At 64.8% G+C, this 15641-nt stretch carries 14 protein-coding genes; 4 read left to right on the forward strand and 10 right to left on the reverse strand.

The genetic code is table 11. The features are described 5' to 3' along the window. Positions 1 to 213 precede the first annotated feature (213 nt). Positions 214 to 495, forward strand: coding sequence for a type II toxin-antitoxin system Phd/YefM family antitoxin (locus tag ABIA90_RS36900; RefSeq protein WP_028148610.1), 282 nt, complete (start codon positions 214 to 216; stop codon positions 493 to 495). Beyond that, a complete protein-coding gene (locus ABIA90_RS36905; protein WP_354121038.1) occupies positions 492 to 917 on the forward strand; it encodes a type II toxin-antitoxin system VapC family toxin in 426 nt (141 codons plus the stop codon). Before ABIA90_RS36900 ends, ABIA90_RS36905 begins: the two co-directional genes overlap by 4 nt. Positions 918 to 921: 4 nt before the next feature. Here ABIA90_RS36905 and ABIA90_RS36910 read toward each other — a convergent pair whose 3' ends face one another. Then, positions 922 to 1767 carry a DeoR/GlpR family DNA-binding transcription regulator gene (locus ABIA90_RS36910; RefSeq protein ID WP_354121039.1) on the reverse strand — a complete coding sequence of 282 codons (846 nt, stop codon included), beginning with the start codon at positions 1765 to 1767 and terminating at the stop codon, positions 922 to 924. Positions 1768 to 1858: 91 nt separating this feature from the next. Beyond that, positions 1859 to 2557: an HAD family hydrolase gene (locus ABIA90_RS36915; RefSeq protein ID WP_354121040.1), complete on the reverse strand. Its 699-nt coding sequence runs from the start codon at positions 2555 to 2557 to the stop codon at positions 1859 to 1861. A 154-nt stretch (positions 2558 to 2711) separates the two neighbouring features. Between ABIA90_RS36915 and ABIA90_RS36920 the strand changes: the two genes are divergently transcribed. Beyond that, positions 2712 to 3179 carry a nuclear transport factor 2 family protein gene (locus tag ABIA90_RS36920; protein ID WP_085398540.1) on the forward strand — a complete coding sequence of 156 codons (468 nt, stop codon included), beginning with the start codon at positions 2712 to 2714 and terminating at the stop codon, positions 3177 to 3179. A 327-nt stretch (positions 3180 to 3506) separates the two neighbouring features. After that, positions 3507 to 3902, forward strand: a complete 396-nt coding sequence (locus ABIA90_RS36925; protein ID WP_155795381.1) for a nuclear transport factor 2 family protein — start codon at positions 3507 to 3509, stop codon at positions 3900 to 3902. A gap of 267 nt (positions 3903 to 4169) precedes the next feature. On the opposite strand, the gene ABIA90_RS36930 is transcribed toward ABIA90_RS36925, so the two are convergent. From ABIA90_RS36930 to ABIA90_RS36965, 8 genes are all read right to left on the reverse strand, one after another. After that, positions 4170 to 4361, reverse strand: a complete 192-nt coding sequence (locus tag ABIA90_RS36930) for a hypothetical protein (protein WP_028134810.1) — start codon at positions 4359 to 4361, stop codon at positions 4170 to 4172. A 220-nt stretch (positions 4362 to 4581) separates the two neighbouring features. Next, positions 4582 to 4992, reverse strand: coding sequence for an acyl-CoA thioesterase (locus ABIA90_RS36935; RefSeq protein ID WP_085398536.1), 411 nt, complete (start codon positions 4990 to 4992; stop codon positions 4582 to 4584). Between the two features lie 7 nt (positions 4993 to 4999). Continuing rightward, positions 5000 to 7096, reverse strand: coding sequence for a 3-hydroxyacyl-CoA dehydrogenase NAD-binding domain-containing protein (locus ABIA90_RS36940; RefSeq protein WP_354121041.1), 2097 nt, complete (start codon positions 7094 to 7096; stop codon positions 5000 to 5002). Positions 7097 to 7098: 2 nt separating this feature from the next. Then, positions 7099 to 8382 (reverse strand): acetyl-CoA C-acetyltransferase, encoded by a 1284-nt coding sequence (locus tag ABIA90_RS36945; protein WP_354121042.1) that lies wholly within the window; start codon positions 8380 to 8382, stop codon positions 7099 to 7101. Continuing rightward, positions 8382 to 10649, reverse strand: a complete 2268-nt coding sequence (locus tag ABIA90_RS36950) for an acyl-CoA dehydrogenase (protein WP_354121043.1) — start codon at positions 10647 to 10649, stop codon at positions 8382 to 8384. Before ABIA90_RS36950 ends, ABIA90_RS36945 begins: the two co-directional genes overlap by 1 nt. 300 nt (positions 10650 to 10949) lie before the next feature. After that, positions 10950 to 11573, reverse strand: a complete 624-nt coding sequence (locus ABIA90_RS36955) for a flavin reductase family protein (protein WP_028148599.1) — start codon at positions 11571 to 11573, stop codon at positions 10950 to 10952. Positions 11574 to 11715: 142 nt separating this feature from the next. After that, complete coding sequence (locus ABIA90_RS36960; RefSeq protein ID WP_166350142.1) at positions 11716 to 12315, reverse strand: TetR/AcrR family transcriptional regulator; 600 nt, start codon at positions 12313 to 12315, stop codon at positions 11716 to 11718. A gap of 33 nt (positions 12316 to 12348) precedes the next feature. After that, positions 12349 to 15486 carry an efflux RND transporter permease subunit gene (locus tag ABIA90_RS36965; RefSeq protein WP_354121044.1) on the reverse strand — a complete coding sequence of 1046 codons (3138 nt, stop codon included), beginning with the start codon at positions 15484 to 15486 and terminating at the stop codon, positions 12349 to 12351. Between the last annotated feature and the right edge of the window lie 155 nt (positions 15487 to 15641).

Below are 15641 nucleotides of genomic sequence, written 5' to 3' on the forward strand. Positions count from 1 at the left end.
GTTCCTTCGAGCGACTACTTTCGTTTTTGATTAGATCACACCGAAAAGCGAAAGCAAGATGAAAGAGAGGCGAAAGGAAGTGAAAGAGGAACTTTCTGGTGGGCAGTCAGCCGTGGAAATGGGCAGTTCGGACGCCAATCGAAACCGCAATACGATCTTGAATAGTCACGTAGAGCCAATATAGTCATAATAGTCATATTAGTTATATTCGGCATGACAGACCGCAGCACCGCCCCCGATTCGCCCCCGACTGACACGTGGACGCTCGCCAATGCCAAGGCACGCCTGTCCGAGGTGGTCGATCGCGCCCAAACTGGCCCCCAGATCATCACCCGACACGGCAGGCCCAATGCGGTTGTCGTTTCCGCGGATGAATGGGCGCGAAAGACGGCACGCAAAGGCACGCTAGCTGAATTCCTGCTGGCTTCGCCGCTGCGCGGTGCCGACCTCGAACTTGAACGGGTGCAGGACGAACCGCGCGACGAGATGCCGTGAACCTGCTCCTCGACACCAACGTGCTGTCGGAGGTTCAGCGGCCGGCGCCTTCCGCGAAAGTCTTGGCATGGCTCGATACGGTCGATGAGGATCGTGCGTTCATCAGCGTTGCCTCGATCGCCGAGCTTCGCCGCGGTATCGCCCTGCTGGATGATGGCCGTCGGCGCGCCGCGCTGGCCGCTTGGCTCGCCCACGACCTGCCGGCTCGGTTCGCGCAGCGCATCCTGCCGATCGACCACGCGGTCGCCGAGCGCTGGGGCGACCTGATGGCGCAGAGCCGTCGCAATGGCGTTGCGTTGTCCGTGATGGACGGCTTCTTTGCGGCCACCGCGCTCGCCAACAATCTCACGCTCGTCACACGCAATGTGACGGATTTTGCGGCCTTCGGCGTTCCGCTGCTCAACCCATGGAGCAACGCGTAAGCCGCTATCTCAGCCGCACCACCGGCGCGGCTTCCGGTGCCGCATCCTGAGTATCGGCCGTCGCATCATCGATATCCGCCCCCTTCGGCATCGCCGCCATCACCTCGATGCCCTTGCTGTGGCAGATGGTGGCGAGGCGCTCGGGCAGCTCCTGGTCGGTTACGAAGGTCTGGATCTGGGTGATATGGGCGATGCGCACCGGCGCGCTGCGGCGCAGCTTGGTGGAGTCGGCAACCAGCATGACGCTGCGGGCATTGGCGATGATGGCTTGCGCCACCTGCACCTCGCGATAGTCGAAGTCGAGCAGCGCGCCCTCCTCGTCGATCGCGGACGCCCCGATGATGGCGTAGTCCACCTTGAACTGGCCGATGAGCTGCGTCGCGGTCGAGCCGACCACCGCGCCGTCGGCCCGCCGCACCGTGCCGCCGGCGACCACCACCTCGATGCGGGGATGGCGGTAGAGCAGCATCGCGACGTTGAGATTGTTGGTGATGACGAGGAGGTCCTCGTGCGAGGTCAGCGCGCTCGCCACCTCCTCGGTCGTGGTGCCGATATTGATGAAGAGCGAGCAGCCGTTCGGGATCAGCGAGGCGGCCGCGGCCCCGATCGCCTTCTTTTCGTCTGCGGCGACGAACCGCCTCGCCTCGTAGGCGAGGTTTTCGACGCCGGAGGCGATGATGGCGCCGCCGTGGATACGGGTCAGCGAGCGGCGCTCGCAGAGATCGTTGAGATCCTTGCGGATCGTCTGCGCCGAGACCTCGAACCGGCGCGCGAGCTCCTCGACCATGACGCGCCCCGAGGCGCGCGCGATGTTGAGGATTTCGGCTTGGCGATGGGTCAATCCGGTCACGGCGATGGCCTCAAATCAGGAAAGCGCATGGTGCGGCGGTTCGCACGTTCGGTCAATGCGCTCAGCGATCACGGTTAACGGACAAAGCCTCTCACCATGCCATCGCGGCGGCGAGACGCGCGAGCAGTTCCGGATCGTCGAACGCGCTGGCGGAGGCAACCGCGCCGGCGCCAACAAGGTCGGCATGGCTGAGGCTCGTCCGGATGCCGATGGTCGGAATGCCGGCGGCCGTCGCCGACTGCACGCCGGAGCGGGAATCCTCGAACGCGATCGAAGCCGTCGCGCTCCCGCCGACGAAACGCAGCCCCTCCTGATAGGGCAGCGGGTGCGGCTTGCCGTGCGGCAGCTCGTCGCCGATCACAAGCGCCCTGAAGCGGTGCGTGATGCCGAGACCGGAGAGCAACAGCTCGGCATTCAGACGCGGCGCGTTGGTCACGGCGACCATGGGAATGCCGGCGGCGTCCGCGCGGTCGAGCAGCGCCATCAGACCCGGAAGCGGCTCGATCTGTCCGGCGACGAGTGTGCGGAAGACGACCTCCTTCTCTCCGAGGATCACGGCGCGCCGTTCCACGGTTTCGTCGGGCAGAAAGCGCTCGCCGATCGACGCATTGGCGAAGCCTTGCAGCTCCCTGGAGAAGCGCGCGTGATCGAACACATGGCCGCGCGGCCCAAGCACCTGGTTGAACGCCTTGAGGTGCAGCGGGTCGGTGTTGGCCAGCGTGCCGTCGATGTCGAACAGCAGCGCCCTGCCCGTCACTAGCCCCTGCGCCTGCCCTTTGGCCTCGATCATTTCCGTACTTTCCCGAATGCACGATGCATCAATGCGAAACACGTATCAATGCAGCCCCGATCGCGCAATGACGCATCGACATGACCGCCAAGCGACACTCGACAAAGTCGCGCGCGGCTGCAACACTCCGCGCAAGACCAAAAAGGAGGAAACGATGACGATCAACCGACGCGATCTGGCTCTCTCGACTCTTGCCGTCTCAACCCTTGCCGTCTCCGCGCTTGCTCTCACAGCACCGGCGTTGGCGGCCGCGGCGGATGAGGAAGCCGTGGCGAAAAAGGTCGAGGCCTTCCGCCTTGCCCAGATCGCGGCCGATCCCAAGGCGCTCGGCGCGCTCTGCGCCGACGAGGTGAGCTACAGCCATTCGAACGGCAAGGTCGAGGACAAGGCGACCTTCGTCACCAACGCCACCGACGGCAAATCAAAATTCCTGTCGATCGAGTACAAGGACCCGACCATCAAGGTCGTCGGCCCCGCCGCGATCGTGCGCTTCCACTGGATGGGCGAACAGGAAATGGCGGCCGATGGGAAAAAAGTATCGACCAATCTTCACATCCTGATGAACTGGCAGAAGCAGGGCGACGATTGGAAGCTGCTGTCCCGGGCGGCAACGAAGTTGTAATTGGCGCTCTTACCCTCTCCCCCTGTGGGAGAGGGTGGCTCGCCGCGTAGCGGCGAGACGGGTGAGGGGTATGCTTCCGCGAGTAACTCTCTCGCTTCCGAATGCGCCGATAGAACTCCTCATCCGGCGCTTCGCGCCACCTTCTCCCACAAGGGGAGAAGGAAAAGGCAGCGGTATCAAGGGCTGCAAAAAATTCCGACCACGCTTTGCGCGTCAGAAATCGCGCCGCCTGGCGCAATGCAGCGTATTGCGACGACGATTGCGACCTGGCGCTCGACACAATCAAGTGCGGCTGCAACAGTGGGCGCAAGATCAAGGACGGAGGATATGATGACACTGAATCGCGACCATGCTGCCACGACGGACCACGAGGCGGTGGCAAAGAACGTCGAGGCATTTCGCCTCGCCCAGATCGCGGCCGATCCGAAGGCCCTCGGCGCGCTGTGCGCGGACGATCTGAGCTACAGCCATTCCAGCGGCTTCCTCGAGGATAAGGCGGCCTTTATCGCGAACGCCACCGACGGCAAGACGGAGTTCCTGTCGATTACGTACAAGGACCCGACCATCAAGATCGTCGGCCCCGTCGCGATCGTGCGCTTCCATTGGCTGGCCGAGATGATGACCGGCGGACAGAAAGTGGCAAACAGCCTTCATATCCTGATGAACTGGCTGAAGCAGGGCGACGATTGGAAGCTGTTGTCACGCTCCGCGACGAAGTTGTGATCGACGCTCTTACCCCCTCCCCCTGTGGGAGAGGGTGGCTCGCCGCGACAGCGGCGAGACGGATGAGGGGTTGCCCCCGCGGGCGACCCTCTCACGATTGAATTCGCGGAAACAACCCCTCATCCGGCGCTTCGCGCCACCTTCTCCCACATCCGCCTTCGCCAAGGCTTCGGCGGACATGAAGGGAGAAGGAAAAGGCAGCGGCATCAAGGGCTGCAAAAAATTCCGACCACGCTTTGCGCGTCAGAAATCACCAGCGGAAGGCGCCTACGCCGCTTCCTTCACATCGCCGTTAACCAGCTTGCGCGCAGCACGCTCGGCTTCGCGTGCGTTGCGGAAGAGCTGGCCTTCAAGGCGATTGAAGCGGTGGGACGAGGCGAAGAAACAATAGCCTCCCTGAGAACGAACGACGATACCTGCGGTTTGCGAGTCGACTTCGATAATGTAGCTGTCCGGCATGGTCCGTAGATTCCTCAGTGCGGGCAAATAACGGCAATCCTGCCCAAAGGTTCCTGAGCATTTGAGGCCGTTTCCACCCCGAATCGACACGCAATTGAGTACGCCGGGACCTCATCCGTTTTATGACTTGTTCTTGGCGAAGCCGCGACGCGGTGACTCAGTCGCGCCGCGTTTGGCGTGCCGCAAGTTTGCGTGAGATAGGGCAGAGCGTCGCGCGCGATTACGTCGCGATCGGCGGATCGTTGCGCTGGATCGCTTGCGGACGGCCGTCATCATCGATCGAGACGTAGGTGAAATGACCGTCGGTGACGAGGATCGGCTGGAGCTCCCTGCGCCGTAGCGCCCAGGCTTCGAGATGCACGGTCATCGAGGTGCGGCCCACGCGGACGAGATTGGCATAGACCGAAACGAGATCGCCGACATAGACCGCTTTGCGAAAATTCATCGCCTCGATCGCCACGGTGACCGTACGCGACCTCGCGAGCTTCGATGCGAACACGCCGCCGCCGACATCCATCTGGCTGAGCAGCCAGCCGCCGAAGATGTCGCCGTTGGCATTGGTGTCGGCGGGCATTGCCAGCGTGCGAATGCAGAGATCGCCGCGCGGCTCGGTGTCGGACGTTTCGGTCATGTCGGTCTCACCTAAAATTGTCCCAGCCCGGATCGGGCGCAAAGCGCCCACCGAATCGCTCGGCCAGCGCGCGCAGGGTGGATACGACATTTTCCACGCCGCGCGTGCGCGCGTAGTTCAGCGGACCGCCGCGGAACGGTGCATATCCGGTGCCGAAGATCATGGCGCCGTCGACCATATCGGCATCGTCGACGATACCTTCGCGGAGTGCCGCGACGCAGACATTGGACATCGGCAGCACCAGGCGGTCGATCATCTGGTCGGTGACGCGCGGGCCGGTCTCGGGCAACGGCGCCTTCTCCGCCTTGCCGTCCTTCCAGGTGTAGAATCCCTTGCCCGTCTTGCGGCCGAGCTCGCCCTTGGCGACCTTCTCGCGCAGCCAGGCCGGCGTCGGCGGGAGCAGATCGCCGAGCTTGGTCCGCAGCATGTCACCGACGTCGAGGCAGATGTCGAGCCCGACCTGGTCGGCGAGCTCGATCGGCCCCATCGGCATGCCGAACTGCTCGGCCGCCGCGTCGATGAGGCGCTGGTCGATCTTCTCGTCCAGCATCACCATCGCCTCCAGCATGTAGGGCGTCAGCGCACGGTTGACGAGGAAGCCGGGCGAGCTCTTCACGGAGAGCGGCAGACGGTCGATCGCGCCGACGAAGGCGAGCGCCTCCTTCAGCACCTGCGCGTCGTTGCCGTCATGGCTGACGACTTCGACCAGCTGCAGCCGCGACACCGGGTTGAAGAAGTGCAGGCCGACGAGGCGATCGGGCCGCGCCAGCGTGGTGCGCAGATCCTGGAGCGGAATGCTCGACGTGTTGGTCGCAAGGATCGCGCCCGGCTTCATCTTCGGCTCGAGGCCCGCATAGACCTTCTGCTTCAGCTCGAGCTTTTCCGGCACTGCCTCGATGATGAGATCGGCGTTGCGGACACCCTCGCCGTCCATGTCGGGGATCAGACGATCCAGCGCGTCGCGCACGTCGGTCGACTTGCGGATGATCTTGCCGTAAAGCTCGGCGGCGCGCTTCACCGCGCCGGCGACCGGCTCCGCCTTCATGTCCGCGAGCGAGACGCGCAGCCCCTGCCCCGCACACCAGGCCGCGATATCACCGCCCATGGCGCCGGCGCCGATGACGTGAACATGTTTGACCGAATTGCCGCCGCCGGCTGCCTTCTTCATCTGCTCGCGCAGGAAGAATACGCGGATCAAATTCTGCGCGGTCGGCGTCACCATCAGCCTGGCGAACGAGGCTTGCTCGGCCTTCAGCATCGCGGCCTTGCTGCCGCCATGGGTCTCCCAGAGATCGATCAGCGCGTAAGGCGCCGGATAATGCTCGCGGGGCGCGGCCTTCGCCGCCTCCGAGCGCATGCGCCTGGCCAGCAGCCCGCGCACGGGACCGAAATTGGCCGCGTGAGTCAGAAGGCCCGGACGCGCCCGCTTCAGACGGCCGAACAGTGCATCCTTCACCGCGTTGCGGACGTGCCGCTCCTGCGTCACGGTATCGACGAGGCCGAGCGATCTGGCGCGACGCGCATCGATGGTGCGGCCGGTCAGCATCAGCGCCATCGACTGGGTCGGGTTCACCAGCGCAGTGAAGCGCGCGGTGCCGCCGAGGCCGGGATGCAGGCCGAGCATCACCTCCGGGAAGCCGAAGCGCGCGCCGTCGATCGCAATGCGCGACTGGCAGGCCAGCGCGACCTCCAGCCCGCCGCCGAGACAGAAGCCATGGATGACCGCGACCGTCGGCAACCTCAAAGCCTCCAGATGATCGACCACCGCATGCGCCGCGCGGATGCGTGTCTCGACCATCTCGGGATCGCTGGCGCCGCGGAATTCGTTGACGTCGGCGCCCGCAATGAAGCCGGACGGCTTTGCCGAGCGGATGACAAGGCCTGCGGGACGTTCGGTCTCGATCGCCGCGAGCACGGCATCGAACTCCTCCATCACGTCCGCGGACAGCGTGTTGGCGCTAGCATCTGCGCGGTCGAACAGCAGCCAGGCGACGCCGTCGGCATCGCGCGTCAGCTTGAAGTGCTTGTAGGGGCCGTCGGTCGCAGGCCTGGGCCCAAGCTCCAGCACGCGGTCGCCGAGCGCGGTCATGATCCTGGAATCCATGGTCACACCGCCTCGATCAGCATGGCGCCGCCGAGCCCGCCGCCGATACATTCGGTCGCAACGCCGCGGCGCGTGCCGAGCCGTTTCATCGCATTGACGAGATGCAGCACGATGCGGTTGCCGGAGGTGCCGACGGGATGGCCGAGCGAGATGGCGCCGCCATCGACGTTGAGCCTGTCACGGTCGATCTCGCCGGCCGCGCCGTCGAGGCCCAAGATCTCGCGACAGAATTTGTCGTCGTTCCAGGCGGCGAGACAGCCCAGCACCTGCGTCGCGAAGGCCTCGTTCAGCTCCCAGGTCTCGACGTCCTTGACGGTGAGGTCGTTGCGTTGAAGCAGCGGCGTCGCCGACATCACGGGTCCCAGTCCCATGATGCTGGGATCGAGCGCGGCCCAGTGGCTGTCGACGATGACAGCCTTCGGCGTCAGTCTGTGCTTTGCGACCGCCGCGTCGGAGGCGAGGATCACCCAGGACGCGCCGTCGGTGATCTGCGACGAATTGCCGGCGGTGACCTGGCCCCAGGGGCGTTCGAACACCGGCCGCAGCTTTGCGAGCGTCTCGGCCGTCGAGTCCGGCCGCACGCCGTCGTCATGGTCGAAGAATTTTCCGTCGCGGGAGAACGCTGTCTCGACCTCGCCCTTGAGAAAACCTTCGGCCTGCGCATGCGCGAGCCGGCGATGACTCTCGGCGGCATAGGCGTCGGACTGTGCCCGCGTGATGCCGAAGAGATGGCCGACGACCTCGGCGGTCTGGCCCATGTTCAAGTCGGTGATGGGATCCGTCAGCCCGCGCTCGAGGCCGATGATCGGCTTGAGATAGCGCGGCCGCAGCTTGAAGGCGGCAGCGAGCTTCGCGGCCACGCCCTTGGCGGTGGCAAGGCCGGCGAACCAGCGCACACCGGAGTTCGGCCAGACCAGCGGCGCGTGGCTCAGCGCCTCGGTGCCGCCGGCGAGGACCATGTCGGCATGGCCCTCGCGGATGTAGCGGTAGGCCGTGTCGATCGACTGCATGCCGGAGCCGCAATTGATCTGCACGGTGAAGGCGACCATGTCCTCGCCCATGCCGAGCCGGAGCGCGGCGACGCGGGCCGGGTTCATCTCGTCCGCGATCACGTTGACGCAGCCGAGGATGACCTGGTCGAACTCATCGGGCGAAAACGGCTGGCGCGCGAGCAGCGGCCGGCCGCATTGAACGGCGAGATCGACCGGCGTGAACGGTCCCGGCCCCGAACGCGCTTTGAGAAACGGCGTCCGGCTGCCGTCGACGATGAAAACCGGTCGTGCCATCAGCTCGCCGCCCTCTGTTCACCGAGTTCCTGGAAGAACTGATGCACATCTCCGGTTTTCTTGTAAATCGGCGAGAGCGCTTCCGGCGCGAAATCATCGACCTCGATCACTTTTGTGACGGCCTCATGAGCGGCCGCAAGCTGCTCGCCTTCGGCCTGCGTGATCACGCCCTTGGCGACGCCATCCTTCCAGTCCCGGACATGCGCAGCGCGCAGGCGCTTGGCGATGGCATCGGTGCCCGCAACCAGCTTGAACGCGCGCTCCAGCCGGGCAAAGCCGCCGTCGTCGTCGACATGGGCCAGATCCGGCGTGAGACGCTCGCGCGCCGCCGAAGGCTCCAGCACGAGGCTGGCGCATTGGTGCACGACACGGTCGGATGGGCCGAGCACCCGCGCGCCGAAGGGCTGGACCACGAGCTTGAGGATGACAGCGACAAAGCGGTTGGGCAGATTGGCGAGGATCTCAGCAAGCCTGTTCTCGATCGTTTTGAAGCCGGTCGCCATGCACCATTCCAGCGCAGCGAAGTCTTCCTTCTGCCGGCCCTCATCCTGCCAGCGCTTCAGCGCGGCCGAGAGCAGGTAGAGCTCGGAGAGGATGTCGCCGAACCTCGCCGACAGCATCTCCTTGCGCTTGAGCGCGCCGCCGAGCGTGAGCAGCGCCATGTCGGCGCAGAGCGCAAAGGCCGCAGAGTAGCGCGCGAGCTGGCGGTAGAATGGCGTTGCATCGCCCGCATCCGGCGCAAGCGCGAAGGCGCCGAAGCTCCAGCTGCGGCCGAACGCACGCAACAGCGTCTGGAAGCTGTGGCCGGCATGTTTCCAGAACGCTTTGTCGAACGCGGCGAGCCCGCGCTCGCGATTCGTGTCCGCAAGCGCATTCATCTCGTCGAGCAGATAGGGATGCGCGCGGATCGCGCCCTGCCCGAACACGATAAGGTTGCGGGTCAGGATGTTGGCGCCCTCGACCGTGATACCAACAGGCACGGCGCGGTGCAGATTGCCGAGATAGTTTTGCGGACCGTCGATCACGGCCTTGCCGCCATGGATGTCCATGGCGTCGTCGACCGCGGTGCGCATCCGCTCGGTCGCGTGCAGCTTCATGATGCCGGAGATGACGGCGGGATGGATGCCGGCATTCAGCGCCGCGCAGGTCAGCCGGCGTGCCGCGTCGAGCTGGTAGGCGGTCGCGACGATGCGCGCGAGCGGCTCCTCGACGCCCTCGAATTTGGAGATCGAGATGCCGAACTGCTCGCGGATGCGGGCATAGGCGCCGGTGGTGCGGGCGGCATAGGCAGCACCGGCCGCCGACAGCGACGGCAGCGAGATGCCGCGGCCGGCGGCGAGCGCCGTCATCAGCATCTTCCAGCCCTGCCCGAGTCTCTCCTTGCCACCGATGACATAGTCGAGCGGGATGAAGACGTCGTGGCCCCAGTTCGGGCCATTCTGGAACACCTGCATCGACGGCAGATGACGATGGCCGATCTTGACGCCGGGCAGATTGGTCGGGATCAGCGCGACGGTGATGCCGAGCTCTTCCTGGCTCCCGACGAGGTGGTCGGGGTCATAGGCCTTGAAGGCGAGGCCCAGCAGCGTCGCGACCGGGCCGAGCGTGATGTAGCGCTTGTGCCAGTTGAGCCTGAGGCCATTGACCTCGCGGCCTTCGAAATCGCCCTTGCAGATAATGCCGGTGTCTACCATCGAGGCGGCGTCGGAGCCGGCTTCGGGGCTGGTCAGGCCGAAGCAGGGAATGTCGCGGCCGTCGGCAAGGCGCGGCAACCAGCGCTCCTGCTGCTCCTTCGTGCCGAAGCGCATCAGGAGCTCGCCGGGCCCGAGCGAGTTCGGCACCATCACGGTGACGGCCGCCGCAATCGAGCGGGTCGAGATCTTGCGCACCACTTCCGAATGCGCATAGGGCGAAAAGCCGAGGCCGCCAAACTCCTTCGGAATGATCATACCGAAGAATCTTTCGCGCTTGACGAAATGCCAGACCTCCTGCGGCAGGTCGCGCCATTCCCAGAAGATCTTCCACTCGTCGAGCATGGCGCAGAGCGCGTCGACCGGGCCGTTGAGGAAGGCCTGCTCCTCGGGGGTGAGCGTCGCCTGAGGCACCTTCAGCAGCTTCGACCAATCCGGGTTGCCGGTGAAGAGATCGGCATCCCACCAGACGTCACCGGCCTCCAGCGCCTCGCGCTCGGTGTCGGACATCGCCGGCAGCACGCCGCGCGCCCAGGAGAAGATCGGCTTTGTGATGGTGTCGCGGCGGAAGCTCATGGCGGACCTCATGCATCGGCGCGGTTATCGGCATTTTAGCGGAAAGTGGCCGGGGTAAGTGAACACTTCGCAAGCAAAAAGATGCGAATTGACGCGGCCGGGCGGCCGCCCCGGGGGCCATAACGGCCGGGGCGTGGGGGCAGTTCCGGGGAGGGGAATCGGGCTGAATGCCCCGTCGTCATTCCGGGGCGACGCGCAAGCGTCGAGCCCGGAATCCATAACCACCATCGGGAGTATGGATTCCGGGCTCGCGCCTAACGGCGCGCCCCGGAATGACGGTGGAGAGAGCGGTAGCCCGGATCAGTCCGGCCGCACCATCTCGAACATGTTTTCCGGCTTGATCTCGAAGTAGTCGCCGCGACGGCCGGCGCGGACGATGGGGCGGGCGGCGGCGGTCTGGTAGACGCCGTCCTTGATCATGGCCTTGTCGATATGGACGGCGACGACCTCGCCCAGCGTCAGCCAGGCATCGGCCTCCTTGCCGTCGGCACCCTTGAGGCGGACGATGTCGGACACCTTGCACTCGAAGGCAACCGGGCTCTCGGCTACGCGCGGCACGTTGACGAGCTTGCCGGGGACGGCGGTCAGCCCTGCGAGCTTGAACTCGTCGACCTCGGGGCCGACATGCGCGGCGGTCGCGTTCATGTGCTTGGCGAGATCCATGGTCGTCAGATTCCAGACGAACTCCCGGGTCTGCTCCATGTTCGACACCGTGTCCTTCCAGTTGGTGGAGGAAAACCCGATGATCGGCGGCACGTAGCAAAAGGCGTTGAAGAAGCTGTAGGGCGCGAGATTGACGTGGCCCTTGGTGTCGCGGGAGGAGATCCAGCCGATCGGCCGCGGCGCGATGATGGCGTTGAAGGGATCGTGCTTGAGGCCGTGGCCCTTGGAGGGCTCGTAGAAATAGAGGTCTTTGTCGGTCACGGCGAGGTCTTCCCTGATCCTGGTAGCCCGGATGGAGCGAAGCGTAATCCGGGTCCGCTAGCGCGACGCTGAACCATCCCGGATTGCGCTTCGCTCCATCCGGGCTACGTCGGCCTGCTTATAGGGGAAATTCCAGCGCCCGTCAGTGGCGCGGCGACAGACCCGCGATGACGAAATCGATCATCTGGTCGATGGTCGGGCCCGGCTTGGTGGCGCACTGGGCGATCATCTGGGGGTGGAAGAAGCGCATCATCGCGGTGCAGGCGCACATCGAGGCCAGTTGCAGGTCCGGCGCCTCGAACTCGCCCGACGCGACCCCTTGCGCGATCACCTGGCCGATGACGCCGGCAATGCACTCCATATGGGCGACGCAGACGTCCCAGTCCTCCTGCATCGCGATCTCGACCATCTCATGCAGCTTATTATCGCCGACATAGCGCTCGGTGTTCATGCGATGGATGGTGGTGAGCAGCTCGCGGAAGCGCGGGAGCACCGGACCAGGCCGCGCCACAATCCGCAGCGCTTCGATCTCGACCTCGCCCATCAAGGCCCGCGCCACCGACTGGTGGATCGCCTTCTTCGATTCGAAGAAGCGATAGACATTGGCGGGGCTCATCCTGAGCTCCTTGGCGATGTCCCCGACCGTGGTCTTCTGGTAGCCGATCTGGCGGAACAGCCGCTCGGCCACCTCGAGGATACGATCCCGGGTGTCGCCTTCGATATGTTCCGCAACCAGTGTCATGTGTCAGGACTCGTCCATCAGCAGTCTTCTCATTTATTCAGCCGCTTCAGCAAGCGGAATTGCGTGCTGGTCATCGCTCCCATGCTGCGGCGCGGCAGGCTGCTCAGGGGTGCCCGCCTCGTCCAGGCTCTTCCTGAACCACAGGGCGTAGAGGCCCGGCAGGTACAGCAGCGTCAGGAAGGTCGCGACGAACAGGCCTCCCATGATCGTGATCGCCATCGGGCCCCAGAAGGCCGAGCGCGACAGCGGGATCATGGCGAGGATCGCAGCGAGCGCCGTCAGCACCACCGGCCGGGCGCGGCGGACGGTTGCCTCCACGATCGCCTCACGGCGGGTCAGGCCGTGGGAGACGTCGGTCTCGATCTGGTCGACCAGGATGACGGTGTTGCGCATGATCATGCCGGCGAGTGCGATCAGGCCGAGCAGCGCCACGAAGCCGAACGGGGCGTTGGCGACGTTGAGGCCGAACGAGGCACCGACGATGCCGAGCGGCGCGGTGAGGAACACCAGGATCAGGCGCGAGAAGCTCTGCAGCTGGAACATCAGCAGCGTCAGCATCACCATGACCATCAGCGGGAAGAGGATGAAGATCGAGGCGTTGCCCTTGGCGGATTCCTCGAACGCCCCACCCGGCTCGATACGGTAGGCCGGCTCGAGATTGTCCTTAATCGCCTTCAGCTTCGGCGTGATCTGGCTGGTGACGTCGGGCGCCTGCACGCCGTCGACGACGTCGGAGCGTACGGTGATCGCCATGTCGCGGTTACGCCGCCACATGATCGGCTCCTCGTGGGCATACTCGATCTTGGCGATCTGCTGGAGCGGCACGGCGACGCCGTTCTTCGAGGTGATGGTCAGATCGCCGACGCCGCCGAGATCGAGACGTTCGGACGGGACCGCACGAGCAACCACGGCCACCTTCTCGATGCCGTCGCGTATGGTCGTGACCTGCGCGCCCGAGATCAGCATCGACAGCGCCTGCGAGACGTCCTGCGGGGTCAGGCCCATGGCGCGGGCACGATCCTGGTCGACGACGAGCTTGAGGTAGGGCGACTGCTCGTTCCAGTCGAGCTGAACGTCCTTGACGCTCTTGTTCTGCCGCATGACGTCGCGGACCTGATAGGCGATCTCGCGCACCTTGTTGGCGTCGGGGCCGATCACGCGGAACTGGACGGGGAAGCCCACCGGCGGACCGAAGTTGAAGCGATCGACGCGCACGCGCGCCTCGGTCAGCATGCCCTCCGCAGCCGCGTTCTCGATCTTGGCCTTGATGCGCTCGCGCGCCTCGACGCCCTTGGCGACGATGACGATCTCGGCAAACGCCTCGTTCGGAAGCTGCGGATTGAGGCCGAGCCAGAAGCGCGGCGAGCCCTGGCCGACATAGGACGTATAGGTCTCGATGTCCTTGTCGTCCTTGAGCAGCGTCTCGGCCTTCTTCACCGCCTTCTCGGTGACGTTGAAGGCGGTGCCCTCGGGCAGGCGGAGCTGGAGGAACAGCTCGGGCCGCTCCGACAGCGGGAAGAACTGCTGCTGGACATGGCCGAAGCCGACGATCGAGGCGATGAAGACGCCGACGGTCGCGGCCACCACGGTGATGCGGTGGTTGACGCACCATTGCACGATGGCGCGCAGGCCGCGGTACATGCGGGTCTCGTAGACCGCGTGCGGATCGTGATTGTGGTGCACCTTGATGTTGGGCAGCAGCATGACGCCGATATAGGGCGTGAAGATCACCGCCACGAACCAGGAGGCGACCAGCGCGATCGCCACGATCCAGAAGATGCTGCCGGCATATTCGCCGACCGCGGAATTGGCAAAGCCGATGGGGAGGAAGCCAGCGGCCGTGACCAGCGTTCCCGTGAGCATCGGAAACGCGGTGGATTCCCAGGCAAAGGAGGCCGCGCGATAACGGTCCCAGCCCTGCTCCATCTTCACCACCATCATCTCGACCGCGATGATGGCGTCATCCACCAGCAGGCCGAGCGCGATGATCAGCGCGCCGAGCGTGATGCGGTGCAGATCGAGCGACATCGTGTTCATGACGACGAAGACGATGCCGAGCACCAGCGGCACAGACAGCGCGACCACGATGCCGGTGCGCCAGCCGAGCGCCAGGAACGACACGAACAGCACGATGACGAGCGCTTCCATGAAGGAATCCACGAACTCGCCGACGGCGTGCTCGACCACCTTGGGCTGGTCGGCGATGAGCTTGACGTCGATGCCCTGCGGCACCGCCTTCATGAACTCGGCGGCGGCCTTCTCGACCTCCTTGCCGAGATCGAGGATGTTGGCGCCCTTGGCGGTGACGACACCGATGCCGATCGCGGCCTTGCCTTCCTGGCGCACGATGAAGCTCGGCGGGTCGACATAGCCGTGGGTGACGGTGGCGATATCACCCAAACGGAACACGCGGCCGTTGCTCTCGACCGGCGTCTCGGCGACGGCCTTGGCGCCATCGAGCGCGCCGGTGACGCGCAGCGGCACGCGCTGCGACGAGGTCTCGACCGTGCCAGCGGGCACGACGTTGTTCTGCTTGGCGAGCGAATCGAACAGCGCCTGCGGCGTGATGCCGAGGGTGGCGAGCTTGGCGTGGCTGAATTCGACGAAGATGCGCTCATCCTGGTTGCCATAGACGTCGACCTTGGTCACGCCCGGCACCTTCAGCAGGCGCTGACGGAAGCCTTCCGAGACCTTCTTGAGCTGGGCATAGTCGGCGCCGTCGCCGGTCATCATGTAGAGGATGGAATCGACGTCGGAGAACTCGTCGTTGACGACGGGTCCCAGAATGCCCGAAGGCAACTGGCCCTGCACGTCGGCGAGCTTCTTGCGCAGCAGATAAAACAGATACGGCACGTCCTTCGGCGGCGTGGAATCGCGGAAGGTCACCTGGAGCGCGGTGAAGGCCGGCTTGGAATAGGTCTGCACCTTCTCGAAATAGGGCAGCTCCTGGATCTTCTTCTCGATGGGATCGGCGACCTGAGTCTGCATCTCCTGCGCGGTCGCGCCCGGCCAGATCACAGAGACGTTGACCACCTTCACCGTGAAGAACGGATCCTCGGCTCGCCCGAGCTTCTGATAGGAGAAGAAGCCGGCGACGCCGAGTATGATCATCAGGAACAGGACCAGCGTCGGATGGCTGACGGCCCAGGCCGAAAGGTTGAAGCGCTTCATCGCACTCTCCAAAGATGATCCAATTGCAAAAAAACCACAGCCACTCTGTTCAAACCGTCGTCGCGAGGCAGCGAAGCAATCCAGGGGGCTGGGCAGGTTCTGGATCGCTTCGCCGCTTCAGCCCCGGCATTTGCGCTTGGGCCGAAACTCACCTC

Origin of the sequence: Bradyrhizobium sp. LA6.8 (genome assembly GCF_040547935.1) — a bacterium.
GTDB classification, from domain to species: Bacteria; Pseudomonadota; Alphaproteobacteria; order Rhizobiales; family Xanthobacteraceae; genus Bradyrhizobium; species Bradyrhizobium barranii.

Coding starts and splice junctions, on each gene's coding strand:
- ABIA90_RS36900 (WP_028148610.1), top strand. CDS start 214: ATGACAGACCGCAGCACCGCCCCCGATTCGCCCCCGACTGACACGTGG.
- ABIA90_RS36915 (WP_354121040.1), bottom strand. CDS start 2,557: ATGATCGAGGCCAAAGGGCAGGCGCAGGGGCTAGTGACGGGCAGGGCG.
- ABIA90_RS36920 (WP_085398540.1), top strand. CDS start 2,712: ATGACGATCAACCGACGCGATCTGGCTCTCTCGACTCTTGCCGTCTCA.
- ABIA90_RS36925 (WP_155795381.1), top strand. CDS start 3,507: ATGATGACACTGAATCGCGACCATGCTGCCACGACGGACCACGAGGCG.
- ABIA90_RS36930 (WP_028134810.1), bottom strand. CDS start 4,361: ATGCCGGACAGCTACATTATCGAAGTCGACTCGCAAACCGCAGGTATC.
- ABIA90_RS36935 (WP_085398536.1), bottom strand. CDS start 4,992: ATGACCGAAACGTCCGACACCGAGCCGCGCGGCGATCTCTGCATTCGC.
- ABIA90_RS36940 (WP_354121041.1), bottom strand. CDS start 7,096: ATGGATTCCAGGATCATGACCGCGCTCGGCGACCGCGTGCTGGAGCTT.
- ABIA90_RS36945 (WP_354121042.1), bottom strand. CDS start 8,382: ATGGCACGACCGGTTTTCATCGTCGACGGCAGCCGGACGCCGTTTCTC.
- ABIA90_RS36950 (WP_354121043.1), bottom strand. CDS start 10,649: ATGAGCTTCCGCCGCGACACCATCACAAAGCCGATCTTCTCCTGGGCG.
- ABIA90_RS36960 (WP_166350142.1), bottom strand. CDS start 12,315: ATGACACTGGTTGCGGAACATATCGAAGGCGACACCCGGGATCGTATC.
- ABIA90_RS36965 (WP_354121044.1), bottom strand. CDS start 15,486: ATGAAGCGCTTCAACCTTTCGGCCTGGGCCGTCAGCCATCCGACGCTG.